Genomic DNA, 26,063 nt, shown 5'->3' on the forward strand with positions numbered 1-26,063 from the left:
TTATTTTCCTTGTTAAGTATTTTTATTAAATGCTTGGTGTGATGTATTTATTGCGACGTACCGGTTGTGAAATCCTTATCACAAGTAAATAAGATTAATAAACGATTGGCTTTTAATGCTAATTTATAGGTATGCTTCTTTCTTAAGCCAACGCTATTTATGAGCTAAAATTTTAAAAACTGATGTAAGATAAAGTGCTTATATCAATAGCAGATCTTCTCATAAAAACCCTGAATATTTAGTAAACCCTAACTATCTCTACACATAAGTAATGAAAAGCCAAGTAAAAACCTAGAAATAGTAAGATTTGCTACAAAGTTTACATAACCTATCGACATTATTACCAAAATCAACCTTTTCTAATGAAAATCATTGCTACTCTATATTTGTAAGCAGTTATAAGTAATATTAAAAACAAAAAGTAAAATTATTAGATTGATGAGACTATTGTCGTAAAGTTAACACTAACTAATTTATTAGTATTTACGGTATTAGTCCCAAAATCTGGTTTTTCAATGATTATTTGAGGAGAATTATTATGTTTCGTTGGGCTATTATTTTTGCCGTAATCGCATTGTTAGCAAGTTTCTTAGGGTTTGGCGGTGTCGCTGGACTATCTGCAAACTTTGCCTATATCTTGTTAGCATTAGCAGTAATTCTATTCATCGTCGCGTTTGTTACTCGCCGTATGTAATAGAAAAGTATACCTGTGATATAAAGAACTTAGCCAGTTAGAAAACTGGCTGGTAAAAAAGTCCTCAACTTGAGGACTTTTTTTATGAGTATGATTTATGGAATTTTTAATTGTTTATAACCAGTCATTAATCTACTTTTGTCACGCTCAGTTAAGTAATACTTTATCAATAAAGATCATAAGTCTTTATAAGCGCTTAGGTTGGACAATATGTTCCATACGTTTCGCTAAACGAATATCATGACTGGTGATGCCGCCCGTATCTCCCGTAGTCAAGCGTACTTCTACTACGTTGTATGTATTGCGCCATTCAGGATGATGCTCGAGTGCTTCAGCATGAAAAGCTGCTTGATTCATAAAACTCATGGCTTCGATAAAATCGCTAAAGTGGTAAGTTTTTACGATAGCATGACCATCCCGTTGCCAGCCGGGCAGTTCGTCTAGCTGTAGATCTACTTGTTTGTCAGATAAACTACTCATGGTGATATCCTTTATTATTATGGTGGATGGATTTATGGTGATTGATGATAGAAAAGTCGATATTAACGATAAGATAAGCAACACGATTACTATTAATCCTATAAGCAGTATAGGACAAAAAACCCACCTATTTCTAACCTCTAATTATATATTTGGTTGCAAATATACAATAAAGAAAATTAGATAAATAGGAGGGTAGTGGTGCGTTAATGCTTAGAATATATCGATAATATAATGATGAATAGCTTTCACTTTTATATCATAATTCTTGTCATAAAACTCAGTTTGTAAGCTTAGCTTATAGTAAATCTTGATATTCAGGATGTTTATCAATATAAGAGGCCACAAACGAGCATTGCGGCACCACCTTTTTATCATTCTCACGAGCATAGTTCAGAGCATATTTAACCAAGGCTGAACCGACACCGCGACCACCTAGCTCCTGAGGAACGATGGTGTGATCGTATACTAATTTATCATTACGCTCTTGATAGCTGATATAACCAGTATGACCATCGATTGATGTCTCAAAACGTTTTGCTTGTGCATCGTGGGCAATGTTCATATCTTGTTTAGCGTTTTCTTTACTCATAAAAACTCTCCGTCATTGGATTTTATAGTTATTTGTACATACTAAGCTATCTTACTAAATTACCCTACTTTGTTTATTGTGAGCCTTTTTAATTTGAGTATCCAGTCATTTACCGTAAGAGTAGATAGGGCAAATGTTAATATCTTTCACTAGCTTATTTTAGCAGGCTTTTGTTTTACAGATTCTATTCAAGCTTAAAGAATCTACTGTCGCTGTTCACAACATCGCATCACGTACAAAACATTAGCCATAAAATATAGCTTGGCGTACGACCTGAGGAAGAAACTTCCTAAAACCGCGTTTAACTTGTTTATCCGATATGGTTGTGTGAGGAGCAGGTGCTGTACCAGTCGCGCTATTAGCGGTAGAATGGTTATTGCTGTTATTATTTGATATCGATTGTGTGTAAGTGTGCCATTCTTCGGCACTTGGTTTACTAAAATGGTGAATACGTCCGAGTACTTGCATAAACTGCGTTCTAAAGTGCCCAGTATTATAGGCTAAATTGTACTTACGGCAGATGGCTTGTACAGCTGGTGCAATCTTCGCATAGTGCCTAGCAGGCATATCAGGAAAGATATGGTGCTCAATCTGATGCGATAAATTACCTGTTAGAAGGTGAAACCATTTATGACCCTGAATATTGCTGGAACCGAGGATTTGACGCACGTACCAATCACCTTTGCTCTCATTGGCATCAAGATGGGTATACATATGCGCCTGCTCGGTAAAGTGACCACAAAATATCACTGCCCATGTCCATAGATTGCGAGCGATATTGGCAGTAATATTACCGCTTAGAGTCGTCAGTGCACTACCAAAATCTAGTGATACACCTGCCACTGCAGGAAAAGCAATGTAATCTTTACCTACTTGTCGGGCGATTTTGCCAAATAGGGCGCGAGCTTTTGGTTGCATTATGTCCGTCAGCTGCGCCGAATCGGCGTACTCTTCAACACTGATTTGAATATCATGAAAAGCGACTGCCCATTCAAACCCTAGTGCCAGTATCAACGTTTTAAGTGGATTATAGCGATCGCTTGGTGTCCAAGGCTGTTCATCAGTAACTCGAATCAAGTGATAGCCGACGTCATGGTCGCGGCCGACGATACTGGTAAAAGTATGGTGCAAATAATTATGCGAATGCTGCCACAAGGGCGCAGGACAAACGATATCCCAAGCAAATTTTTGCCTATTAAGATGTGGATGCTGTATCCAGTCATATTGACCATGCATGACATTATGACCAAGCTCCATATTGTTTAAGATTTTACTAAAGCTCAGCAAAGATGTGCCCAGTAACCAAACGCCAAGTTTGCTACGTTTTGATGATGATTTTTCCGCTACTGCCAGTAGTGCACGTGAAATGACCTCGCTATATACCACCGTCGCATAAACACGCTGGATATAGCGCGCATCATCGTTACCTAGTGAGTCCATCACGCTTTGATACAGTGCATTTAATTCATCAGCGAGGGCTTCGGTCTGCGCTTTTGGTAACGGTGTAGCCGTTAACGTCGGGTATCGCGTGGTCTTGAATTGTGCATCGGTTAACGCAGTTAAAGTAGACACCGCAGATTGAGCTTTAAATATAGGGGGTAACAAGCGCATAGATAATCCTTATCCGAAAGTGCATCAATAAATCACCATTGCAAGGTTCGATTTAATCATTGGTGTAAGTTTTAATACACCATAAGAATGAATATTCTCTGTTTCATAAATGGCTATTTATTTTTGAGAATTCTGCTAAATATCCAATACGACATCGGTCATTGGCACATTAATGCAGGTTTGGATAGACTCATAGCCATCATTACTTATCTTGCCTGTTTGAATGTTTTTGACCCTACCGCTAATTTTATTGCAGCGGCATAACTGACAGATACCTTGTCTACAGCCGTGGTTCAGGCAGATACCAGCGTTCTCAGCGCCCATTAATAATGTCGTGTTGCTATTGAATTGTCGTTGTCGTCCACGTAAAAAAATGGTTTTTGCTTCGCTAGTAACTGCTTTTTCGTCTGCTTCATCTATGTCCAATAAGGTATGGCTAAAGCTTTCTGTCATAATGTTGTCACGCAGCTGCTTGCCGAGTGGCAAATGAATGTCATCGCAAGCGCGGTAAAGCCCTGCCAATAACGCTGGCGAACCACAGGCAAATATCTGTATATCTGACAATGTGGAGTCTAATGACACATTTGATGGCGTGTTTAATGTCGCTTTTAATGATGAGCTTAATGACGGGCTTAATGCAAGAAGGCTTGCCGCACTTAAATGACGACTGCCTGCTAGGTAAGTGCTGGGGTCTTCGGTATTAATAAGATAATAAGTAAAATTTGGATAGATAGTGGCTAACTGCTGCCATTGTTTTTGTAAAATATTTTCTCCTAGTGACATCCGACTATAATGTAACAATGTCACTTTATGCCCATATTTTAGTGCCTGTGTCACCAAGCCTAGCATCGGAGTAATGCCACTACCGCCTGCTATAAATAATAGTGAGGTTTGTACAGAGATAGGCGATCGCTTTTCGCTTGTCTGCTGCCCTAATCTTGCCTGAGCAAGAGTAAATTCACCACTGGGTAAACTACTATCAAATACAGTACCAAGTACTGCGTGATTGGTTAAGTACTCTGAAACCCGACCTTGAGGTTTAATAGCGATAGTCACAGTAGAAGTACCAATTTGCGCTGGCGACTTTTTATCGAAGCTATTATTTAAATTATTATTATTTTTATGAGGTTTTTGCTCGCTGTCCTCATGCCACCATAATGGCTGCTGCGGTAGACCAACCAATGAATAGCTACGTTGATGATAGACACCATCAATAAGTACGCTTAAATTAATATGCTGTCCGCCATGCCAGCCTTCATGCGAACTATGACCTGAGCGATGACTTGAACTAAAAGCCTGCTGTTTAAAGGCACAGTTAGGCTCAAATTGTAGCGCTATCAATTCATCACTAAGTATACGGCGTGCTATAAGCCGCAACTTGGGCACGTTTAAGGACCAAAATGGGTGCAGGCGCGTACTGATAAAATCAACAAACGCACGGTGGATAAGTTCAGGTCGATAGCCAGTCGTCATGGAGTACCCTTTTTATAAAGACGTTTTTTTATAAAACTATTTTTATTAAGATTAACTAATATAGTAACTACTATTGATTAATTTTGCGAAAGATTTGATACTGTTTTTTGTGGCTTTTGTAAAACAGCAATGAATCACAAAGATACGCCAGTAAGCTGAATGATAAGTTTAATACAAGCTTTTATGTAAAATGCTCGCAGCTTTGTATTAAAAGGCATGAAACAAGCGGTAAAACAGCCAGTTAGCTTGCAGGGGCTTCATCACAATGCGATAATGACAGTCAATGAATACCCCTGATTTTGAGGTTCAGCGCGCTTAGCAGTATTGCTAAGTCTGCTTGTTTGCCTCTTTTATGCAGTCTATCGGAGTGTTAATGGCTCAATATATTTACACGATGAACAACGTGTCAAAACTTGTTCCACCTAAGCGTGAAATTTTAAAAAATATTAACTTATCTTTTTTCCCCGGTGCCAAAATTGGTGTCTTGGGTATCAATGGTTCAGGTAAATCAACCTTGCTACGCATCATGGCGGGTGTGGATACTGAATTCAGTGGTGAAGCTCGTGCGCAAACAGGTACCAAAATTGGCTATCTGCCGCAGGAACCGCAGCTTGATAACAGTAAAGACGTACGCGGTAACGTTGAAGACGGGATGCGTGAAGCGTTAGATGCATTATCGCGCCTTGATGCTATTTATGCTGAATATGCTGAGCCTGATGCTGACTTTGATAAGCTTGCTGAAGAGCAGGGCAAGATGGAAGACATCATTCAAGCATGGGATGCTCATAACTTAAATACCCAGCTTGAAAAAGCCGCTGATGCCTTACGTCTGCCACCATGGGATGCTGATGTTAGCAAACTATCAGGTGGTGAAAAACGCCGTGTGGCGCTATGCCGTTTGCTATTGTCACGCCCTGATATGCTATTACTTGACGAACCAACCAACCATTTGGACGCTGAGTCCGTGGCATGGTTAGAGCAGTTCTTGCAGAATTATAGTGGTACGATCGTTGCTATTACCCATGACCGTTATTTCTTGGATAACGTCGCCCAGTGGATTTTGGAGCTTGACCGTGGTCATGGCTATCCGTACGAAGGCAACTATACTCAGTGGCTCGAGCAAAAGAACACGCGTTTAGAGCAGCAGAATAAGCAAGAAGAATCGTTTGCTAAAGCGCTGAAAAAAGAGCTTGATTGGATTCGTAAAAATCAAAAAGGCCAACAGGCTAAATCTAAATCTCGTGTACAACGTTTTGAAGAATTGAACTCGCAAGAATTCCAGAAACGTAATGAGACCTCTGAGATTTATATTCCACCTGGTCCACGTTTGGGTAATAAAGTCATTGAAGTCAACGATATCTCCAAATCATTTGGTGATCGTTTACTGTATGAAAACCTAAGCTTTAACGTCCCAGCTGGTGCTATCGTTGGTATTATCGGTCCAAATGGTGCGGGTAAAACCACGCTATTTAATATGATTACTGAACGTGATACGCCAGATACGGGCTCAGTCGATTTGGGCGAAAGCGTCAAAGTTGCTTATGTTGGTCAGGTACGTGACAACTTAGATGATACTAAAACGGTTTGGGAAGAAATTTCTGACGGTCTTGATATCATTACGGTTGGTGACTATACCACCCCAAGCCGTGCCTATATTGGTCGCTTTAACTTTAAAGGCTCAGACCAGCAGAAGCATGTCGGTCAATTATCTGGTGGTGAGCGTAATCGCTTGCAACTAGCGAAAACGCTAAAGCAGGGTGCCAACGTCTTACTACTTGATGAACCATCAAACGATTTGGACATCGAGACTTTACGTGCGCTAGAAGATGCGATTCAGGTCTTCCCTGGTACGGTAATGGTGGTATCGCATGATCGCTGGTTCCTTGACCGTATCGCGACTCATATCTTGGCGTTCGAAGATGAAGGCCCTGTTTGGTTCGATGGTAATTACTCTGAGTTTGAAACCTATCGTAAAAAGACCATGGGTGATGATGCCAATCCTAAGCGTATGAAGTATAAGAAGATTTCGACCTAGAGCTGTTGTTTAGAAGATAGTTACTTAAAAGACAATTACTTAACAGATAGTTACTTAGAGATTTCATATTCGAAGTAACAAAAAAAGACCTCTAAGCAGTTAGAGGTCTTTTTTTATGCTTGTTATACGAGCTGGCTATTTAAGTCTACTCATTAACGCTTACGGCCAAATTTACGCTGCTTTTTATTACTAATCTCAGTGATTGCATGGGCAATCTCTTCCTCATTGAGGTTGGCAACTTGCTGCAAAATTTGCATCATATCAGGGCTGAGAACATATTTAGCATGATGCGCAATATCATCGATGCGCTGATCAAAGGTTAATAGACCAGTCTCTTCCTCTTTTTGTAGATAATCTAGACGAGTCAAGGCACCGAGGAAACTGGTAAATAGCGCACGATCAAAGAAGTCAGGAATATCATCGGCATAGAGCACTGATAAACGCTGACCAAGTAAATGACATAAATCAACGACTTCGTTTTCAGTCAAATTGCCTGAGCCTTGCTGGGCCAGTAGAGCCAAGGTCATAAAGTAGCGCTCAAGGCTTTGTTCAACAGGCGTGGCAAGCACTTGCAGCTGCTGGTAGCATCTACTATTGGCTTCAGGAACACTCAGCATACCATCACCCAATTCTATAATCAGTCCATGGGCGATGAGAATATCGATTTTTTTGTTAAGGGTATCCGCCAAGCCGTGCGCAGGATAATATAAGAATAGCTCGCTTTGTAAAAATGGATAAAGCTGTTTGGCAATATTATCCAAACGACTACGCTCGATACGACCGTTACGCGCCACCAATGCCGATAAGAACGACAAGAGAATAAACACATGCAAAATGTTATTACGGAAATAGCTGAGTAATGCTGCTTGCTTGCCTGCAATCTGAATGATATCACCCAAGATATGAGGAATACGCTCAATAAGCTTCAGCTTAATCCCGTAATCAATGATTTGCTGTGGCGACATGTCGGTGACAACGGTATCACTTGAATACGGCAGCTGTTGAGCAAGACCTTGATAAAGGGCAATTTGCTCGCGGCAAATGTCTTCATCGAGCGCCGATTTTGGTGCAGATAATAATACTAATGACAGCAGCGATACCGGAGTGACTACAGCAGCTTTATTGATATGTTGCATGACTTTGATGCCGATATTATCAACCATAGCACTGGCTTTACTATCGAGCGGCGTATCGGTACGATCAGCAGGTAAGCTGTTTTCTGGCACGTCAAATTTGGTCATAAAGTCGGTCAGATGCAGCGGCGTACCAAAGCTTAGGTGTACATTGCCAAAGATACGCTCAATCTTCCGACCGACTTTCAGCAGACCAATCAAAGATTCAGACTCTTTTGGCTTACCTTTTAGCTCACCAATATAGGTACCGCCTTCCATAATGCGCTCATAACCGATATAGGTTGGAATAAAGACCACCGGCTTATTGCTTTGACGCAATTGGCTGTGTACCGTCATTGCCAGCATACCCATTTTCGGTGGCAATAAACGCCCTGAGCGTGAGCGCCCGCCTTCGATAAAGTACTCAATAGGTGTATTACGAGTGATAAGGGTATGCATATATTCACGTAAAACGGCGGTATAAAGCGCATTGCCACGGAAGCTGCGACGAATATAAAAGGCAACTGCGCCGCGTAATAAAGGTCCCAAAATAGGCACATCTAAGTTATCGCCCGCAGCGACATAAGGAATGCTCAAACCACGCTTGTAGATGACATAAGACAGTAGCAGGTAATCAACATGACTGCGATGGCAGGGTACATAGACCAGCTCGTAATCTGCCGCAAGCTCCCGTACACGCTCGAAGTGATGTACTTCTACACCGTCATATAGCTGCGTCCACAGCCAAGTTAAAAACTTATAAAAGCCGCGAACAATGGAATGCGAGTAATCATTGACCATCTCATTAGCGTAGCTTTTTGCAAGAATACGAGCCTCACGCTCGCTGGTGCCTGTCTCGGCAGCTTCTGCTTCTATCGCATGTTTGATCGCTGGTGAATAAACCAGCTTATCTACTAAGTTACGTCGGTCTGATAAATCAGGACCGAGCATGCTGGCACGCTGTTTGTCTAAATAAATATTGAGCTGTTGTTGCAAAGACCGCACCAGCTCACGATTGCCGTCAGCCGACGCAACCACCGCATAATTTGGCGCTTCATCGATATTCTTAACAGCACTGTTGTTATCTGCTGAATCAGTATCTTTCGAATTAATATCTTTTAAAGCTTCTACATTTAAATTAGCGGCTACTGATTCAAGTACAGCCGATGCATCACCATCACCTTTGAGGTTATCATTAATAAGCGTGCGTAAGTCTTGTGGTGGATGGAACTGTACAAAGGTATCACGTCCCATCACGCCGATATTAAATAACTGTTTGGTAATGCTGGGGTCTTCCCAGTTATCAGTAGTCAACAGTTTAAATAGTGAGTCCTCTTTTTCTGGAGCGCGTCCCCACAGAATGGAGACCGGCACCAAGCGTACTTTTAATTCTGGATGCTGTAAAACAGCAGATACTAGACGCGATAGGCGCGGTGATAGCTGGGTGTCTTTGGCATGTGGATGATGCAAAAATATAATAGCAGCGTTTTCTTTAATACCATGGGCACTATCATTTACCCCGACCAACGCTGGTGGTAGCTTGTGTTCTTGTGTTTGCAGATCAATCAAAATACTATTCGAGCGCGAATAATCTTGCAGCACATAAAATCTTAGGGTCTTATCGTCATTATCAAACTCGGGTAATTCGCCTAAAAGCTTTGGCTTAACAGCAACATCAAGTACCTGCCCGGACAGCTGACGATACAGCTGATTGAGTGGTGCATTAGAATACGTTTTGGTAGCAATGGGGCTGACATCAGTTGCTGGAGTTACTGATTCTGCAGTTACTGAGGCGTTATCGGCCGCTACTGGCGCTTTAAAAATCCGTTTTTTTAAGAACTTCGGTATCATAATCGGTATCAAAATTAGTCAAATATATTGCCCTTATAATGCCATAAAAGCCATCAAAGCGATATATAGTGTCTGTATATACTACCAATATTAATAAGCTGTGGTTACGATGTCGTAAGTTACACGCTGCGTAAGGCACTCAATGATTTGAAAGTTAAGGTGTTTAGCGTAATAATAGTTTTGCACAAGATATAATACAGTCAATTCACTTTAAAAATAATACAGTCAATTCACTTTAAAAATAATACAGTATTGGTGGTATGAATTTTTTAAAGCTTCTGTCTGGCGAAGTGCACAGCAAGCGAGCACAGTTTATAGCAGCAGAATGTTGTGACAATCGTCCGTATTTTATTTTGAACTTACTATATATTGTATTTCTGCTTACTCATTAACGTTACTTAATTAAGTTAAAATATTATGACTCCAGCTATCAATCTCGCCAAACAACGTAGTCTTGATTATCGATTACACGAATATACTCACGACAGTAATGCCATCTCTTTTGGTTTAGAAGCTGCCGAAAAGCTGGGTATTGATGTGACACAAGTTTTTAAAACCTTGGTCGTATTGACTGACACAGATGTGCTCGCTGTTGCTATTTTGCCAGTGCATAAAACGTTAAACTTTAAAAAAATGGCCAAAGCCCTATCTGTTAATAAAATACTGCTTTGCAAAAAAGTTCAAATGGCAGACCCTAAGCAAGTCGAGCGTAGTACGGGTTATGTACTGGGCGGTGTTAGTCCATTGGGACAAAAAAAGCGATTGGCAACCATCATAGATGACTCAGCGCAAGCACATTTGACCATCTATGTGAGCGGTGGTCGCCGTGGTTTGGAGATTGAGCTACCGCCCATGCAATTAGCGACAACGCTTACGGCTCGCTTTGCTGCTATAACTGATGATTAAAATTGATATTTATGATGTTATTTATAGTAAGTAAATAAATTTACCCTTAGATAGTCGCTTTTTTGCCATTTTTTACTCATATTTATAAGGATAGTGTTATGCCACATTTAACCATCCAAGTGACGCCCAATGTCAGTATTGCTCATGAAGAATCATTTCTAAAAGCATTAAATAAAGTACTATGGGACAGTGGACACTTTGGTAAAGCAACGGATATTAAAGCACGTATAGTTCCTGTTGGAGCGTTTTTAGTGGGCGTTGAAGATGATGAGCAAGTTAATGGCTTTGTTTATGCGCATCTGAAAATAATGACGGGTCGTGACATACTCATCCGTAATCAACTCGCTGATTTACTGGTTGCAACCATAGAGCAAACGCTGGGCGCAGAGCAATCAGGGCGAGTAGCGTTGCAGATATGTGTTGAGGTTGAAGAGATTAGTACGGTATATCAGAAGAAAATGCTGAATGAATAAACGATAATGTGTCTTGTATTGCTTATAAATACTCACATAAAGACTCACTAGCAGGCTTAGGTAATATCATGATTTCAACGGTATAACCGGCAGTTTTACCTTGTGTCGCCATGAGATTGCGCGCAACGCGTAGACGATATTCACCAGTTGCTGGCAAGCAGCCTTGATAAATAATACCGCCTTTGGTGCCATCTTGCGTTCCATTTGGCAAATGTAGCACGCCCACGTTAGCAGTCTCAGATGTGCCAGTACCTTTACCTGCGAGCGGTGCAATATTAATCACGGCATATTGCCAACTGGTCGCATTAAAGCGATACCAATGCTCATTTTCATTGGGCTTCAATTTACCAGTGATGGTGCTAGTCATGGCTCCTTTTGCAAAATGAATAGGTGTATCGTTGCTTTTAGCAACAGCGATGGAGCTATTTATAGTAAAGCTAATGAGTGCTGCACTAAGCAGTAGCGTACGAACATAGCGTGATGATAAAGATGTTTTTTTATTAGTGTTCAACATGATGAGCTCCTAAAAGCGATAGTTGATATCAGTTTGCCATAAGTGCCATTAAACGATTAAAAAACGATAGAGGTTTTATTTAAGCATAAAAAAGCGCCTAATAAATAGGCGCTTTTTATTTTTATAAATTATTGATTAGTTTTAAATTAATCTTAGTCTAAGAAAGCAAAGTTATCGATGTCCATCGCTGTCATGCTGCTGCTTGGTGCAACCATGCTTTCGGCGTGACCTGAGGTACGTGGTAATAGCTTATCGAAGTAGAATTCTGCCGTTTGGATTTTAGCTTTATAGAACTCTGGAGATTCAGTGCCGCCATTTTCAAGCTTGTCATAAGCAACCGCTGCCATACGAGCCCAGTGGTAACCCATCATCACATAACCTGAATACATCAAGAAATCATCTGACGCCGCTGAGATGATTTCACGGTCTTTACGTGCCATTAGCATCAAGCGTACAGTCAATGTATTCCACTCAGCACAAAGCTTAGTCAATGCCCAAACGAATTTACGCATCTCTTTATCAAGCGCATACTCGCCACACCATTTCATGATGCTTGACGTATAGTCGCGAATAATCTTACCTTTAGACTGCAAAATAACCTTACGACCTAATAGATCTAGTGCTTGGATACCGGTGGTGCCTTCGTACATAGTAGCGATACGAGCATCACGAGCGATAAGCTCCATGCCCCATTCTTTGATATAACCATGACCGCCATAAACTTGCTGACCATGCTTAGCCGCTTCAATACCAAGTTCCGTTAAGAAGCCTTTAAGGATTGGCGTATAGAAGCCAAGCTTATCATCCCATTTCTCAAACTCTGCGTCATCACCGTTAGCGATACCTTGAGACATTTTATCCGCATAGCGTGCTGAATGATAAATCATTGAGCGACCGCCTTCAGCAAAGGCTTTTTGCGTGAGTAACATACGGCGTACGTCAGCATGATGGATAATCGCATCTGCTACTTTTTCAGGGTCTTTGGTACCTGATAAAGTGCGCATTGAGCGACGATCTTTGGCATACGGTAGGGCGTTTTGGAATGACAATTCAGTATGTGCCAAACCTTGGATACCAGTACCGATACGGGCGGTGTTCATAAAGGTGAACATGGCTTTTAGGCCTTTGTTCGGCTCACCAATGAGGTAACCAATAGCATCATCAAAGTTTATGACGCACGTTGCTGATGAGCTGATGCCCATTTTATGCTCAATTGAACCACAAGTAACACCATTGCGCTCGCCAATTTCGCCTTCAGCATTTGGTAAGAATTTCGGTACGATAAATAATGAGATACCGCGTGTGCCTTCTGGTGCACCTGGTAGGCGTGCTAAAACGATGTGCACGATGTTTTCGGTTAAATCATGTTCACCGCTTGAGATGAAAATCTTAGTACCGCTAAGCTTATAGCTGCCATTATCTTGTGGAATCGCTTTTGACTTAACTTGACCCAAGTCAGTACCACATTGTGGTTCAGTCAGACACATCGTGCCCGCCCAAGTACCTTCGACCAATTTATGCAGATAAGTCTCTTTTTGCTCATCCGTACCATATTGCATGATGGTATTGATACAGCCGGTCGATAGACCAGGATACATTGCCCAAGGCCAGTTAGCCGTACCAATAAGTTCAGCTTTAATCAAGTTGATTGACATTGGTAAGTTCATGCCGCCAAATTTTTCAGGGTACGAAATACCTTGCCAGCCGCCGTCTACAAACTGATCGTAAGCTTCTTTAAAGCCTTTAGGAGTAGTGACAACACCATTCTCAAAATGACAGCCTTCTGCATCAGCTGGCTGATATAAAGGAGCTAGTACATTTTCAGCAAAGTCAGCCATACCCTGAAGAATCATATCAACGGTTTCAGGATCTGCATTTTCGCCATTGTCCAAATCTTTATAATGCGTCTGGAAGTCAAAAACGTCATTAATTAAGAACTTGATATCACGTAAAGGTGCTTTGTAAGTTAACATAGTCGCTCTCTTTAATTATTCGTTATCATAGACGCTAGGCTCAGTATTTAAGCCACGGTTTATATAAACAGTTATTTAATTATTGGGGTTGAAAGTAGACGGTATCAATGGTCGTCAGGAAGATTTATTAAGAACAGCTTATCCATTTTGATAATCGTTAAGGCATCCTTGATAAAAACAGCTGTTGTGGCATTGATGTCAGTATAAATCTTCTATAGCGACAAATATACAACTAATAACTAAAATTCATGATTATTCAAATTAATGAAAACATTAAGTTATAAATATGTCAGTTAACTTGTTGTTGATATTCATGATTGAGCAGTCACTTACTATCGAATCACCAAATGAACAAAGTAATTTAGTAGTCTATAAATTAAATGTATCTACGAAATGAGGGATGTTAGTTATGAGCGCATCAAAGCGCGAGCCAAATTACAAGGTAAGGCGAGTGACTTGGCTAACCGTATTATTGACTCACATAAGGTCATTGATTGGTGGTGAGCTTGAGCATTTAATAACCGTCAATCGCAGTAAAAGACCGTGGCATATGCCGATTATCGCCGCTATTGCCATTAGCTTCCCTGTATTTGTGGGCGCTTACTTTGATGCTTTGTCATCAGGAATCAAGGCATCGTTAGGGGCTATGGTTATCTTAAACTTACCCTTAGTCGGCAAATTGCCCTATCGCTTAGTGACTTTAATGGTATGGGGCTTTGCCATGTCGCTATGCTTTGCATTCGGTCTGATAGCGCAGCAAGTGCCTATTCTTAGGCTACCAGTATTTATGCTGATAGCCTTTGGTGTGGTTATCTTTGGGCGTTATTATCGCCAGCCACCGCCCGCAGGACTATTTGTAATGATGGCAGGAGCGATTGCGTTATTCATACCAGTGCCGCTAGAAAATATCATGTCAGCAACTGGGCTTGTGATGCTCGGCAGTGGCTTTGCCTTAATCATGGGGCTACTGTATTCGCTGTTTTTATTAGCGACGCGTCCTGCTACGCCTACACCAATCTACAGCTATGAGCCCGATACCATTAGTGAGAGCATTATTGTCGCGGGCTTTGTGAGTTTAGCGCTGCTGATTGCATTGATGCTAAATATGCCTAATCCGTATTGGGCGGCAGTCAGTTGCTTCCTTATCATTCAGGGTATCCATTTACGTACGATGTGGATTAAGCAAATACATCGTTTACTAGGGACATTGGTAGGCGTGGGGCTGGCGAGTTGGATGCTATCTTGGGGCTTGCCAATATGGGGTGTGGCTATTTCGATATTGATTATGATGCTTTGCATTGAATCATTAGTCGATCGTCATTATGGCTTAGCAGTCATATTTATCACGCCGCTGACGATATTCATCGCGGAATACGGCAGTGGTTTGCCGCTTACGTCAGCGGCTTATCAAGAAGTGACAAGCGCGCGCTTGCTCGATACCTTACTTGGTTGCATGGTCGGCCTTGGCGGTGGGGTCGTTATGCATTCAACGAATTTACGCGTACCGCTGCGCCGTATAGAAAAATTGGTGCTCACGCGTTTTGGCTAGTATAAAAAACCTAGATTTTGACTATGTTATGGCTATAGCCAATTGAATATAAAAGAGGTACATTAAAAATAGCGTTATGCTGGGATAAATTTTCCTCGCTTGCTGTGCGCTTCGCACTCCAGAGGCTTCGCAAAATTTATCCCAGTAGCACTGTATTCTTTTTAAATTGAATCGACTATATATTATAGTGGCTACACTCACACGACGTTTTTTATGCTGATGAGTTTTCTAATGTCGCTGTTGCTTGTGTCACATCAATAGCATGTCCTGTCCACCGCTCAAAACTTAACGCCGCTTGCCCGATAAGCATGCCATAACCGTCAGATATCTGGGCGTCACGTGCCGCAAAATGCTGCAAAAATGGCAGCTCACGTCCATACATCATATCGTAAGCGTATTGGCAGTTTAGCTTGTCGGCTAATGGTAAGGTTTCACCTGAAAGTCCGATGGATGTGGCATTGATAATGATATCAAACCCTCCGCTTAAATCAGCCGTCGTACAGGTACGGATGGTGTATTGATTTATCGTTTCGCTTGCGGCGCTAAGCTCAGCAACTAATACTTCAGCCTTGTTCAATGTACGATTTGCGATGGTTAGCTGACTGATACCGGCTTCAATCAGTGGCAATATCACGCCACGTGCTGCACCGCCTGCGCCAATGAGTGCCACGCGTGCGCCATTAAGTGGCCAGCCTAAGCGGCTGATATGATTGACCAAGCCTTGACCATCGGTATTGTCGCCATAGACTGCTTCTGCTATCGTTGCGCCATTTTTCAGCCGCTCTTTATTTAACAGGAGTGTATTGACCGCACCTGCGACTTTGGCATGCTCAGATAGGCCGCCACGCGCCACGCAGCAATCATAAGCGATTTGTTTAAACGGTACGGTCACATTGGCACCCACGCCGCCGCCATGAAAAAATGCCTCGATTACCGCAATAAAACTGGCAGCATCATCGGGGCAATACTGTCGCTGATAGCTAATATCTATGCCTACCTGCGCTGCAAATAGCGTATGAATTTCAGGGGATTTACTGTGGGCAATCGGATTACCAATAACGATAAAATGCTGGGTCATAAATAGTCCGCTGGCTGCAAAGGGTAAAAGGAAAAATAAAAGCGTTGATAAGAAACAGTGCTAATTCAATCATCATAAGGGATAACGCTGTGTTTGACAAACCTAGCGCTTGACTAGTAAGCCTTTCATTAAATAGGTGTTTTTGACAAAATGGGTTTTTAACAAATCTGTACTCTCTGCGAGTGTTATCGGTAACGTAAAGGGTAGTCAAGTGTTAAGCAGTTGGGTAAACTAGAGAGCATGAAAAAAGTGCCAGCATGCTCGAATGATTGCTTAAATATATAAAGCTGGGTTATAAAAGCTTAGTTATAAAAATTATTTTAACAAAAGACATTGTTCATTATCAGCGGCATCTCTGCCTGCTCGTTAATACCATTTTCAGAACCATCTAAAAGTGTGAGTAAATTGCCCATGTGGAATAAGACCTTACAGACCTTTATGGTCAGTACGATAATGGCAGTTGGCGTGTCTTTGAGCGCCTGTGATAGCACCAAGGATAGTGATGCAACAGCTCAAGAAGTGAGTACTGATGCCAGCAAGCAGAATGTCGCTGATACACCTAAACAAGAAAGCGCTGCGACGAATGCCGATTTAGATGGTGCCACCCCCCAAGAAGGTACACCGATTAAATATGATGTCGCGTCGTGGGGCACTCAAAAAGTACAAGCGCTCAATGTCGACCAGTTGGATAGTATAAAATCAACCTTTGGTAAGGTGGTCAGCACTGACGAAAATAGCTTAGACTATGCCAGTAATCCAGCTGCCAAATACCGTTTTATGAATACCGACGCGCCTTATTTAGATCTTATTGATTCTGAAAAATATCTTGAGCTTGGCTGGTACTTTGCCAATCCTACTGACTCTGATAAAGAAAAAGAGCTGAGCCAAAACCATGCCAAAAAATCCTATACGCTTGCACGTCAACTGATGGGTGATGAAGGCGGCAAGCTGGTTGCTGATATGCTTAACGGCCAAATCATCAAAAACAAAGTGGTTGGCGGTCAAAAAGTAGAGTTGGCAAAATGTGAGTTTTATAGCTGTATGCTAATCATCAATAAATCCGCTGTTCAAACAGATAATAAATAAACCATGCTGCCGTCCAATAGCTGGTCATGTTTGTCTCATCTGCCTCATACAGATAAGTCGCCAGATAACTCAACGGTTATCGCCTCATTAGACAATCGCGGACTGGCATATGCCGATGGGTTTTTTACCACCATGGGCGTTATAAATGGGCTTATACTGTGGCAAGATTATCATCATCAGCGCCTCATCTCTCATGCCGAGGCATTGCACCTTGATTTAGACAGCCGCTCACTACTAGCTATCTTGCAAACGCATGCCCAGCAACTAAATCAAGGTATACTTAAGCTAATAATCACTCGCGCCGTGCAAGATATCCGTGGCTACGGCTATACGCTAAGCGAGTCCGGTAGCAAGTGCGAGATTTGGCTAAAATCCTCTGCGATGACTATTGCAACATCCAAGCAGCTGCATTTACCTGATTGTCACTTAATTCCCATGCAGTCTGCCAGCACTGCCGTTTGCTTATCCTCGCAGCTTGCTTGTTTGCCGCCGCCTCTTGCGGGACTAAAAAGTCTCAATCGTCTCGATAATGTGCTGGCAAGTGCGGAGCTACAAGGCATTAAAGCCAATATATTAGCGCCTAATGCAGAACTAGGTATTAGTGAAGGCTTGCTGCGTGATATGAGTGGGTGCTGGGTTGAAGGCACGATGAGTAATGTGTTTTATCAGTTATCAGAGCCGACTTCATCAGAGCAGCAGTCTTCAAAATCCGAAAGCCTTTTAGACCTCAATAAAAATGACTCGAATTATTTAACTCAAGGTCAATGGTACACGCCATCTATGGCACAATCGGGCGTCGCTGGAGTGATGCGCCAAGTAATTATTGATGCCTTGTCTACCACGGAATATCCAGTCGTGATAAGGGCGTTGCAAGATGAGGATTTGCCACAGTTAAGCCAACTATTCTTTTGTAATGCCCTGCGCGGTATTATGCCAATGACCAGTCTGAAGTTATTGACGGGTGAAGTGGTGAGTTTTTAATCTGTTTTATCCTATTCAAAAATATTAAATTTGGTACCAATAAAGTCATCAGAGTATAAAAAAACTTCCTCGTTTCGATACATTTCTTGCGCTTTTAATAGCGCTTCTTGCTCGTTTTCTGCGCCAACTTCTACGATATTACTCAGCATCTCGATAATTTCTATTTGAAATATTTTCAAAATCTGCTCATCTTTTTTATCATAACCATTCTCAATGTTAGTAAATTCTGATAATGGCTCGGCATTGCAATTAGGACAATAGCTTTGATTAGCGACCCAATCTTCGCTTAACACTCTAATGATTTGGCTTGGTGATTTATAGTTTTTGGCAAGACTTTGATTAAAATTTAGATTCATAGCCAGTTTTCGTTATTAGAAGAAAGGATTAAAAGTAATAAGAGGTACTAGTATTAAGCCATATAACTGGGCTTAAACGCTAAGTTAATTGATAAGCTAAGCAAATACCATTGAAAATCGCACGGTTCAGTGCTAAATTCTAGCAATCTTCTGCCTCGCGAGTTGCCATGAGCACGCCCACACCTGAAACGCCTCCTAAAAGCCCTAATGATACGCCATCTAATAACCAAGAAGGCACTGCTGATGAGCGTGTCGACACAGCACCGCTGGACTCAAAACCAGTAGTAGATGAGGCAGTCGCAGAAGAAGTACCGGCGACGGATATCTCACTGATTAGCGGAGAAAATAAACCACGCCATTATAAAGTCGATAACCCATCGTTTTTTATGCAGCGCGGTTATCAAGTGTTGTTGGTGCTGGGACTGATTGCAGTATTTTTCTTAGTGATGGTTTATCAGACCTTGTTTGGACGGATTGAGCAACCAAAGCAGATGGTGACGATTGAACAGGGCCAGACTTATTACGGGCTATTGTCGCAATGGCAGCATGTGCCGTTATTTTCTGCCACTATTGCCAAGCTCTATATCAAGTCGCAAGTCGATGCGCCGTTGCATGCAGGCATCTACCAATTTCCTGCGAACCCAACAATTGCTGAAGCTCTCCAAGTCTTAGAGCAAGGCGAAAAAGCAGCGATGGTAAAGGTGCAAATTATCGAAGGTAAACCGTCTAAAGATTTATATCAGGCGCTACGTGACAATAAAGGCATCAAGAAAGAAGTGCTGACCAGTGACGCGGATAATGCCAGTATTGCGCAAGCGTTGGACTTGGTTGGTATCTTGCCAGATGCGGTAGTGAACAGTAATGACCCTATCGTCAATCACAATCTTGAGGGCTGGTTTGCGCCTGATACTTATTATTATGGGGAAGGAAGTAGTGATAAGCAGGTGCTGACTGACCTATATAAACGCCAGCAGCAAGCGTTGACCAAAGCTTGGGAAAATCGGGCTCCAAATCTGCCTTATAAGAGTCCTTATGAAGCACTGGTGATGGCGTCGATTATCGAAAAAGAAACCAGTGTGGCAGAAGAACGTCCATTGGTATCGGCGGTGTTTAATAACCGTTTGAATAAAGGTATGCGTATGCAAACCGATCCGACCATTATCTATGGTATGGGTAGCCGTTATGAAGGTAATATTCGCCGTAAAGACATCGATGAAAAAACGGCTTATAACACTTATCAAATCGATGGTCTACCGCCAACACCGATTGCATTACCTTCAGCTGCCTCTATTGAAGCGACCTTGCATCCTGCCGATAGCGAAGCGTTATATTTTGTGGCGACAGGTAATGGCGGGCATAAATTTACCAATAGCTTGGCTGAGCACAATCAAGCGGTCAAAGACTATCTCAGCGTCATGCGTGAAAAGAAAGCCCAAACGCTGCCGCAGTAATCAGTTCTTTATGCTTCTTTTTATATTGATTTAAAAACCATCGTTTAATGAGCGTTATAACCATAAACAATAACAACGATAACGATAACGCTCATCAATGACATAAGGTCATATCATGTCAGCATCTACACAGCCTCATTTATCTCATATCAACACTGCGCCCATTCAAGGGCGTTTTATTAGTTTTGAGGGTACCGAAGGCGTCGGCAAGACTACCGCCATTGAGCAGCTATGCTCACGCTTGCAAGCGCGTGGCATTGATTATCTGCGTACCCGCGAGCCGGGTGGTAGTCCGTTTGCTGAACGCTTGCGTGAGATATTGTTAGACCCTAATACCGCTATCAATGATGATACGGAATTGCTATTAATGTTTGCCGCACGTTGCGACCATATGCAGCAAGTTATTTTGCCCGCGTTGCAACGTGGGACATGGGTGATATGTGACCGATTTACCGACTCGACCATTGCTTATCAAGGCTTTGGACGGGCGCATGGCGATGTTACTGTACGCCGCAAAATTGACATGCTTATCGAGCAGTTCGTCGCGCAGTTACCTGAGCTAACCTTATGGTTGGATTTGCCGGTATTAGAAGGTATGGCACGCGCCAATAAACGTAGTGCGGCTGATCGCTTTGAGCAGCAGGCAACTGAATTTTTCACTAGAGTGCATAATGGTTTTAGTAGTCTTGCTGTCGAGCATCCTGAGCGCATACAACGTATTGATGCATTGGGCAGCGCTGATGAGGTCAGCGCGCGAATATGGCAGACGGTTAAAGAGAAATGGGATGTTTAATAGATAGCTTTATTGGGATGTTTAATAGATAGCTTTATAAAGCCATGAGCTTGCCCAAATAAAAAGCCCCGACTTATAAGTTGGGGCTTTCTTTATTGATAAATATTTAAAATGGTTGGATATTTAAAAAAGCCATATTTATTCATTATGCACTTTTTGTTTCAATCGTTTTTACTTGAGTCTTTTTTACCTAAATCTTTGCTCAGTTCGACTTCATTATTAGCGCTATTCGCAGCTTTATCACTACTTGAGTCCGGTAAACGATTGGGGTCAAGGGAGCCTTTTTTGGTTTTAGGCGCGTTACCATTGCCATTTCCACTGCTTTTCCCACTATTTTTACTGTTGCCAGCTATTTTGGTTTTTACAGTTGCTGTCGAAAGATCAGACGCTATCTCTTTATTTTCATCACTCACAGTGTTTTTAGGTGCTGATAATTGAGTCATTACTATTGTAGATGGGGCGGCTGAAGTATTGGTTACGGTACTGGCCAGCGTTTCTTGCTCAGCCTGTATATCCGTCTCTTTATCCGCTTCTACGATAGGCGCTACTAGCGTTGCATCATTGTCACCGTCCGTTAGCTCTATTTCTTGACGCTTTTCAGGTGCTTTAGAGCTGGATTCAAAGTTTGCATCCGCTGCCGCGCGCGCTTGCGCTTGTTTGGGCGTCACATCGACCGGTTTTGGTTGTACCTCATCATCCACTACCAGTGAGATAAGCTTACGATCACGTGGTACAGTACCATCGAACTTATCGGTAATAACGTGCAGCTTGCCTTCTTTGTCGACGGTATAGAGCGGCACGAATTGTTTATTATCGGCTTTATACTGCTCAAAGCTGTAGCTGTCAGTGATATTGGTAATTTTAATACGGGCTTTTTTGGACAGCATACTGGCAAGCTTGGTATAAGTGGCATCATTGCCAAATAACCACTGCGAATGAAAGTTTGCTTGTTTGTCATCGCGTTCACTTTTAACTTTTTCATCGCTGAATTTGAGACGGTATAATTTGCGCTCACCAAATTCATGACGGTAATGAATCTCAGACAAGGTGTTCATCTCTTTATCCATACTCATGGCAAACAGACGACCGATACCGATAAGATCCAAATGATGATCGGCATGGTCAGAGACAGGGTTACCAAAGTAGGTACGCAGACCACTCATGCGCGCACTGGCAATATTGGTATAGTTATTATGGGCGACGATGACGTCGAAGCCCTGATCCTTCAAGGAAGTAGCGACCAACAGGGCGATTGGGTTTGAGCCTACCACCAAAATACCATTAGTTTCAGGCTCACGCACACCCAAAAAGTTACCAACCATTTTTGCGCCCAAACCTTGAATCATCACTGTACCAATAATGACTAAAAACACCAAAGGCACGAGTAGCTCGACACCTTGAATATCATACTCTTGCAAGCGAATAGCAAATAGTGATGAGATAGCGGCTGCGACGATACCACGTGGACCAATCCAGCTGATCATCAGCTTTTCATTGGTTTTTAGATTGGAGCCAATAGACGATGCCCAAACCGATAGGGGACGCGCGACAAACATCACAATGGCCAGTAGCACCAGACCTGCAAAACCAACACTGAGCAGGCTTTCAAGCTCAACGCGAGCCGCAAGAATAATAAATAATACCGATACCAATAAGATGGTTAACGATTCATTAAACTCTAAAATCGTATCACGTGGGAATTTGGGCCAGTTAGCCAGCGCCACCCCAAGCACGGTGACTGTCAATAAGCCAGACTCGTGCTCTAAATGATTCGATATTGAAAATAATACCAAAACAAAAGACAGGGTGAAAACATTACGCAAAAATTCAGGGATCATATGCTTGCGCATTAAGAAGGCTAAAGCCCACGCGCCAGCCAAACCCATCACCGTTGCCAACACCACAATTTTGGCAAACAGCAAGATACTACTGGCTTCACCGCCCGAGATGATATATTCATAAACCAATACCACCGCAATCGCGCCGATAGGATCAATGATGATACCTTCCCATTTTAAGATATTGGAGATAGTTTTATTGGGGCGCACACTGCGTAGTAGCGGCATAATAACCGTCGGACCGGTGACGCAAACCAGTGCCCCGAACAGTAAGGCGATAATAGGATCGACATCAAATAGCAAGTATGTCGACAGCGCCACGATAGCAATCGTGATAAGGACGCCGATCGACACCAGCATCTGTACGACAGAGCCGTGTTGTTTAATCTCATCAAACTCTAAGGTCAGCGAGCCTTCAAACAAGATAATCGCCACACCCAATGAGATAAAAGGGAACATCAGCTCGCCCAATACTAAGTCAGGATCGAAAACCCCTAATACTGGTCCAACAATAATACCAATCAGTAATAAAAACAAAATGGACGGCTGCTTTAAATACCAAGCCAACCATTGGGCGGCAATGCCAATCCCAACCACGCCGGATAATAATAGGGCGGTATCCATAAATTAATCCTTTTATAATCTTGTCATATTCTATATCTATCAAAGTGCGACAGCTATTAGCATAATAACCTGCTATCAAAAAAACCTGCCACTAAAATAAGCGGTCAAAAACACCTGTAACCGCTGGGCGATAACCTATATCGCTACTATTAATCGCAGCATCAGTATCAATCGCACTATCGATCAAAGCATGAATCACAATATAAGTAAGATATGATATATCTACTATATCGCAGTAAAGACAAAAGCTTTGTCAGATTAATAAACATAATCTAGAAAGCAAAAGATGAAAAATAAGTGTGATGATGGCTAATGTAATAAAAATGACAGCATGTAAAATTAACTTTTGTTTACTGTAAGAATTATTTGGCTTGTTATCATAACATGATTTTATTTTATGTATGTTAAGGCGGACTTTGAACAGACTTGCTGTTTTGTCGTGCATGCTCAGAGTAGGCGACTAGATTAACGCTGTTTATGATAGAAAAGATAAAGTTTTATACCATAAGTATAAAATGGACGGTAAACTAACAAACCACAGCAGAGTGCTATTTTGAGTGACTCTCTTTTATCTTGAACTGCTTATGCAACATTACTATCAATAACGGTCATATCAAGACTGTTTATAACAACGATTCATAACAACTATAAAGCCCATTATAGGGAGGATAATATGCTTATCAATATGTCTAAACTACCGAACACGCTTAATTTAGTGCGCTGTCTACAACATAGCACGCTGGCAATTGCCGTTGCCACTACAATGGTTGCTGGTATCAATATAGCCACTATGCCGAGTGCGCAAGCGGCGGTTACCACCGCAGATTTCTCAGGTTTGGTACAGCAAGTCACCCCAGCGGTGGCACGCGTGAATGTGACCAAAACCGTTAGTGAGGCTGAGCTTGCTAAAGCCCAAACCGCTGAGCTGTTACGTAAGTTCTTTGGTGACCGCCTGCGTATTCCCGATCAAGCAGCGACGCCTGCGATTGAACACGCCTATGGCACCGCCTTCTTTGTCACCGCAGATGGTTACATGTTGACCAATCACCATGTGGTCGCGGGCGCAGACAAAATCAGCGTCACCCTCAATGATAGAACGGAGCTGGATGCCACTTTGGTTGGCAGTGATGAGCGTTCGGATGTGGCGGTATTAAAGGTCACTGGTAGAAAATTCCCAGCGCTGCCGATTGGTGATTCTAATAGCTTAAAAGTGGGTGAGCCCGTACTGGCCATTGGATCGCCATTTGGTTTTGATTATTCGGCATCTGCGGGCATTGTCAGCGCCAAATCCCGCAACTTTTCGCGTGAAACCAGCGTGCCCTTTATTCAAACCGATGTGGCATTGAACCCTGGTAACTCAGGTGGCCCCTTATTTAATCAGCGCGGTGAAGTAATTGGTATCAACTCTCGTATCTTTAGTGGGACGGGCGGTTATATGGGGCTATCGTTTTCTATCCCAATTGATGCGGCGATGGACGTTTACGAGCAGCTCAAAACCAATGGCGAGGTCGCGCGCGCCTATCTCGGCATTTACCCGCAAGATATCGATCGTAATCTGGCCGAAGCTTATAACTTAGCTCGTCCACAAGGAGCATTATTAACACGAGTCTCACCAGATTCACCGGCCCAAAAAGCAGGGCTAAAATCAGGGGATATTATTTTACAATACAATGATATTCAGATTATGGAAGCATCAGATGTATTGAACCTCATTAATCGGGCACGTCCAGATGATACATTTCGCGTACAGATTCAGCGTGATGGTAAGCAATCTATAATCACCGGCAAGCTCAGTAACGCATCGAGCGATATGCAAGCACAAAATAGTACTCAGAAAAATAACGAAATAAGCTTGGGACTGGCACTGCGCAATTTGACCCCAGAGGAGAAAGTAGAGCTGGCATCTGATAATAAAACCGGTGTATTGGTTACCGCGATTGAGCCAACAGGATTGGCTGCACGCTCCGGCATACTGGCGGGTGACGTTATTACCAACCTGCATCAGAAACCCATCAAAGCGGTCAATGATTTTTCTAATGCCGTGTCATTATTACCCCAAAAAGGCGTGGTAACTATTGAGATTATGCGTCAAGGTATCCCGGGTATTATCGGTTTGCGGATTGAGTAGGATTGGATAGTTGATACTACTACTGCTATCAATCACTTCTATCAGTGCTGGCTCAATAATTTATTTGCTTGTATCGTCCAACTATCGGTGTGTTGACGATTGGTTAAGATGCCTTAAAAGGTTTTATCGGTGCTTAGTAATTACGCTAAACTAACTGTTCAGTCTAAAAGCTTTAAACGATTAACTTTGTATTCAATATTTATTGATAGCTGATACTAAAACTAATAGGCATTTTTTCGTCAGACACATCGATTAGGCATTAATTGATTGATAGCGGTTAAGCCAAAATATGCTACACTAGCAGGCGTTTTTATTGCTATCTATCTGTTGGATTTACAGCGGATAAAAACAGCGTTAATAACGTTATGATATATATAAATACTCAGTATTAACATCAAGCAAGATCTTGCCATTGGCGTTTATGAGCACGCATAGTATTCGCGCGGACATAGATATAAGCAGTAA

20 protein-coding genes are annotated in these 26,063 nt (G+C 42.2%); 10 read left to right on the plus strand and 10 right to left on the minus strand.

The features are described from left to right. The first annotated feature begins 538 nt into the window (after positions 1–538). Positions 539–694, plus strand: coding sequence for a DUF1328 domain-containing protein (locus EPB74_RS03585; RefSeq protein WP_079690634.1), 156 nt, complete (start codon positions 539–541; stop codon positions 692–694). A 186-nt stretch (positions 695–880) separates the two neighbouring features. Here the strand turns inward: EPB74_RS03585 and EPB74_RS03590 are convergent, their stop codons facing one another. The 4 genes from EPB74_RS03590 to EPB74_RS03605 form a co-directional block, all read right to left on the minus strand. Continuing rightward, a complete protein-coding gene (locus EPB74_RS03590; protein ID WP_079690635.1) occupies positions 881–1,174 on the minus strand; it encodes a 4a-hydroxytetrahydrobiopterin dehydratase in 294 nt (97 codons plus the stop codon). Positions 1,175–1,472: 298 nt separating this feature from the next. Continuing rightward, positions 1,473–1,766 carry a GNAT family N-acetyltransferase gene (locus EPB74_RS03595; RefSeq protein ID WP_274902816.1) on the minus strand — a complete coding sequence of 98 codons (294 nt, stop codon included), beginning with the start codon at positions 1,764–1,766 and terminating at the stop codon, positions 1,473–1,475. Between the two features lie 243 nt (positions 1,767–2,009). Continuing rightward, positions 2,010–3,377: a fatty acid desaturase family protein gene (locus EPB74_RS03600; RefSeq protein ID WP_274902818.1), complete on the minus strand. Its 1,368-nt coding sequence runs from the start codon at positions 3,375–3,377 to the stop codon at positions 2,010–2,012. Positions 3,378–3,512: 135 nt separating this feature from the next. Beyond that, the gene (locus EPB74_RS03605; RefSeq protein ID WP_274902819.1) at positions 3,513–4,850 is read right to left on the minus strand and encodes a flavin reductase family protein; all 1,338 of its coding nucleotides are present in this window, start codon (positions 4,848–4,850) and stop codon (positions 3,513–3,515) included. Between the two features lie 373 nt (positions 4,851–5,223). On the opposite strand from EPB74_RS03605, the gene ettA reads away from it, so the two are divergent. Then, complete coding sequence (gene ettA / locus EPB74_RS03610; protein ID WP_079690639.1) at positions 5,224–6,885, plus strand: energy-dependent translational throttle protein EttA; 1,662 nt, start codon at positions 5,224–5,226, stop codon at positions 6,883–6,885. Between the two features lie 152 nt (positions 6,886–7,037). Here ettA and plsB read toward each other — a convergent pair whose 3' ends face one another. Further along, positions 7,038–9,848, minus strand: coding sequence for a glycerol-3-phosphate 1-O-acyltransferase PlsB (gene plsB / locus EPB74_RS03615; protein ID WP_274902820.1), 2,811 nt, complete (start codon positions 9,846–9,848; stop codon positions 7,038–7,040). Positions 9,849–10,265: 417 nt separating this feature from the next. Here plsB and ybaK point away from each other — a divergent pair, with 417 nt between their 5' ends. Both ybaK and EPB74_RS03625 read left to right on the plus strand, forming a co-directional pair. Beyond that, the gene (gene ybaK, locus EPB74_RS03620; protein ID WP_274902821.1) at positions 10,266–10,754 is read left to right on the plus strand and encodes a Cys-tRNA(Pro) deacylase; all 489 of its coding nucleotides are present in this window, start codon (positions 10,266–10,268) and stop codon (positions 10,752–10,754) included. A gap of 98 nt (positions 10,755–10,852) precedes the next feature. Next, entirely contained in the window at positions 10,853–11,227 is a 375-nt protein-coding gene (locus tag EPB74_RS03625) for a 5-carboxymethyl-2-hydroxymuconate Delta-isomerase (RefSeq protein WP_274902823.1), read from the plus strand. A 22-nt stretch (positions 11,228–11,249) separates the two neighbouring features. Here EPB74_RS03625 and EPB74_RS03630 read toward each other — a convergent pair whose 3' ends face one another. Both EPB74_RS03630 and EPB74_RS03635 read right to left on the minus strand, forming a co-directional pair. Further along, positions 11,250–11,741 carry a hypothetical protein gene (locus EPB74_RS03630; RefSeq protein WP_274902824.1) on the minus strand — a complete coding sequence of 164 codons (492 nt, stop codon included), beginning with the start codon at positions 11,739–11,741 and terminating at the stop codon, positions 11,250–11,252. A 152-nt stretch (positions 11,742–11,893) separates the two neighbouring features. Then, complete coding sequence (locus EPB74_RS03635; protein ID WP_274902825.1) at positions 11,894–13,714, minus strand: acyl-CoA dehydrogenase C-terminal domain-containing protein; 1,821 nt, start codon at positions 13,712–13,714, stop codon at positions 11,894–11,896. Between the two features lie 409 nt (positions 13,715–14,123). On the opposite strand from EPB74_RS03635, the gene EPB74_RS03640 reads away from it, so the two are divergent. Then, a complete protein-coding gene (locus EPB74_RS03640; RefSeq protein ID WP_274902826.1) occupies positions 14,124–15,263 on the plus strand; it encodes an FUSC family protein in 1,140 nt (379 codons plus the stop codon). Positions 15,264–15,474: 211 nt separating this feature from the next. Here EPB74_RS03640 and aroE read toward each other — a convergent pair whose 3' ends face one another. Then, positions 15,475–16,341: a shikimate dehydrogenase gene (gene aroE / locus EPB74_RS03645; protein WP_274902827.1), complete on the minus strand. Its 867-nt coding sequence runs from the start codon at positions 16,339–16,341 to the stop codon at positions 15,475–15,477. A 411-nt stretch (positions 16,342–16,752) separates the two neighbouring features. Between aroE and EPB74_RS03650 the strand changes: the two genes are divergently transcribed. Both EPB74_RS03650 and EPB74_RS03655 read left to right on the plus strand, forming a co-directional pair. Beyond that, complete coding sequence (locus EPB74_RS03650) at positions 16,753–17,427, plus strand: hypothetical protein (RefSeq protein WP_274902828.1); 675 nt, start codon at positions 16,753–16,755, stop codon at positions 17,425–17,427. A gap of 30 nt (positions 17,428–17,457) precedes the next feature. After that, the gene (locus EPB74_RS03655) at positions 17,458–18,408 is read left to right on the plus strand and encodes an aminotransferase class IV (protein WP_274902829.1); all 951 of its coding nucleotides are present in this window, start codon (positions 17,458–17,460) and stop codon (positions 18,406–18,408) included. Positions 18,409–18,419: 11 nt separating this feature from the next. Here the strand turns inward: EPB74_RS03655 and EPB74_RS03660 are convergent, their stop codons facing one another. After that, entirely contained in the window at positions 18,420–18,764 is a 345-nt protein-coding gene (locus EPB74_RS03660) for a DpnI domain-containing protein (RefSeq protein ID WP_274902830.1), read from the minus strand. A gap of 167 nt (positions 18,765–18,931) precedes the next feature. Here EPB74_RS03660 and mltG point away from each other — a divergent pair, with 167 nt between their 5' ends. Both mltG and tmk read left to right on the plus strand, forming a co-directional pair. Then, positions 18,932–20,215 (plus strand): endolytic transglycosylase MltG, encoded by a 1,284-nt coding sequence (mltG, locus tag EPB74_RS03665; protein ID WP_274902831.1) that lies wholly within the window; start codon positions 18,932–18,934, stop codon positions 20,213–20,215. A 115-nt stretch (positions 20,216–20,330) separates the two neighbouring features. Beyond that, the gene (gene tmk, locus EPB74_RS03670) at positions 20,331–21,008 is read left to right on the plus strand and encodes a dTMP kinase (protein WP_274902832.1); all 678 of its coding nucleotides are present in this window, start codon (positions 20,331–20,333) and stop codon (positions 21,006–21,008) included. A gap of 161 nt (positions 21,009–21,169) precedes the next feature. On the opposite strand, the gene EPB74_RS03675 is transcribed toward tmk, so the two are convergent. Next, the gene (locus EPB74_RS03675) at positions 21,170–23,470 is read right to left on the minus strand and encodes a cation:proton antiporter (protein WP_274902833.1); all 2,301 of its coding nucleotides are present in this window, start codon (positions 23,468–23,470) and stop codon (positions 21,170–21,172) included. 763 nt (positions 23,471–24,233) lie between these two features. Here EPB74_RS03675 and EPB74_RS03680 point away from each other — a divergent pair. Then, positions 24,234–25,598, plus strand: coding sequence for a Do family serine endopeptidase (locus tag EPB74_RS03680; protein ID WP_274903157.1), 1,365 nt, complete (start codon positions 24,234–24,236; stop codon positions 25,596–25,598). Positions 25,599–26,063 lie beyond the last annotated feature (465 nt).

This window comes from Psychrobacter sp. DAB_AL62B (genome assembly GCF_028895345.1).
Taxonomy (GTDB): Bacteria; Pseudomonadota; Gammaproteobacteria; order Pseudomonadales; family Moraxellaceae; genus Psychrobacter.

Coding starts and splice junctions, on each gene's coding strand:
- EPB74_RS03585 (WP_079690634.1), top strand. CDS start 539: ATGTTTCGTTGGGCTATTATTTTTGCCGTAATCGCATTGTTAGCAAGT.
- EPB74_RS03590 (WP_079690635.1), bottom strand. CDS start 1,174: ATGAGTAGTTTATCTGACAAACAAGTAGATCTACAGCTAGACGAACTG.
- EPB74_RS03595 (WP_274902816.1), bottom strand. CDS start 1,766: ATGAGTAAAGAAAACGCTAAACAAGATATGAACATTGCCCACGATGCA.
- EPB74_RS03600 (WP_274902818.1), bottom strand. CDS start 3,377: ATGCGCTTGTTACCCCCTATATTTAAAGCTCAATCTGCGGTGTCTACT.
- EPB74_RS03605 (WP_274902819.1), bottom strand. CDS start 4,850: ATGACGACTGGCTATCGACCTGAACTTATCCACCGTGCGTTTGTTGAT.
- ettA (WP_079690639.1), top strand. CDS start 5,224: ATGGCTCAATATATTTACACGATGAACAACGTGTCAAAACTTGTTCCA.
- plsB (WP_274902820.1), bottom strand. CDS start 9,848: ATGATACCGAAGTTCTTAAAAAAACGGATTTTTAAAGCGCCAGTAGCG.
- ybaK (WP_274902821.1), top strand. CDS start 10,266: ATGACTCCAGCTATCAATCTCGCCAAACAACGTAGTCTTGATTATCGA.
- EPB74_RS03625 (WP_274902823.1), top strand. CDS start 10,853: ATGCCACATTTAACCATCCAAGTGACGCCCAATGTCAGTATTGCTCAT.
- EPB74_RS03630 (WP_274902824.1), bottom strand. CDS start 11,741: ATGTTGAACACTAATAAAAAAACATCTTTATCATCACGCTATGTTCGT.
- EPB74_RS03635 (WP_274902825.1), bottom strand. CDS start 13,714: ATGTTAACTTACAAAGCACCTTTACGTGATATCAAGTTCTTAATTAAT.
- EPB74_RS03640 (WP_274902826.1), top strand. CDS start 14,124: ATGAGCGCATCAAAGCGCGAGCCAAATTACAAGGTAAGGCGAGTGACT.
- aroE (WP_274902827.1), bottom strand. CDS start 16,341: ATGACCCAGCATTTTATCGTTATTGGTAATCCGATTGCCCACAGTAAA.
- EPB74_RS03650 (WP_274902828.1), top strand. CDS start 16,753: ATGTGGAATAAGACCTTACAGACCTTTATGGTCAGTACGATAATGGCA.
- EPB74_RS03660 (WP_274902830.1), bottom strand. CDS start 18,764: ATGAATCTAAATTTTAATCAAAGTCTTGCCAAAAACTATAAATCACCA.
- mltG (WP_274902831.1), top strand. CDS start 18,932: ATGAGCACGCCCACACCTGAAACGCCTCCTAAAAGCCCTAATGATACG.
- tmk (WP_274902832.1), top strand. CDS start 20,331: ATGTCAGCATCTACACAGCCTCATTTATCTCATATCAACACTGCGCCC.
- EPB74_RS03675 (WP_274902833.1), bottom strand. CDS start 23,470: ATGGATACCGCCCTATTATTATCCGGCGTGGTTGGGATTGGCATTGCC.
- EPB74_RS03680 (WP_274903157.1), top strand. CDS start 24,234: ATGGTTGCTGGTATCAATATAGCCACTATGCCGAGTGCGCAAGCGGCG.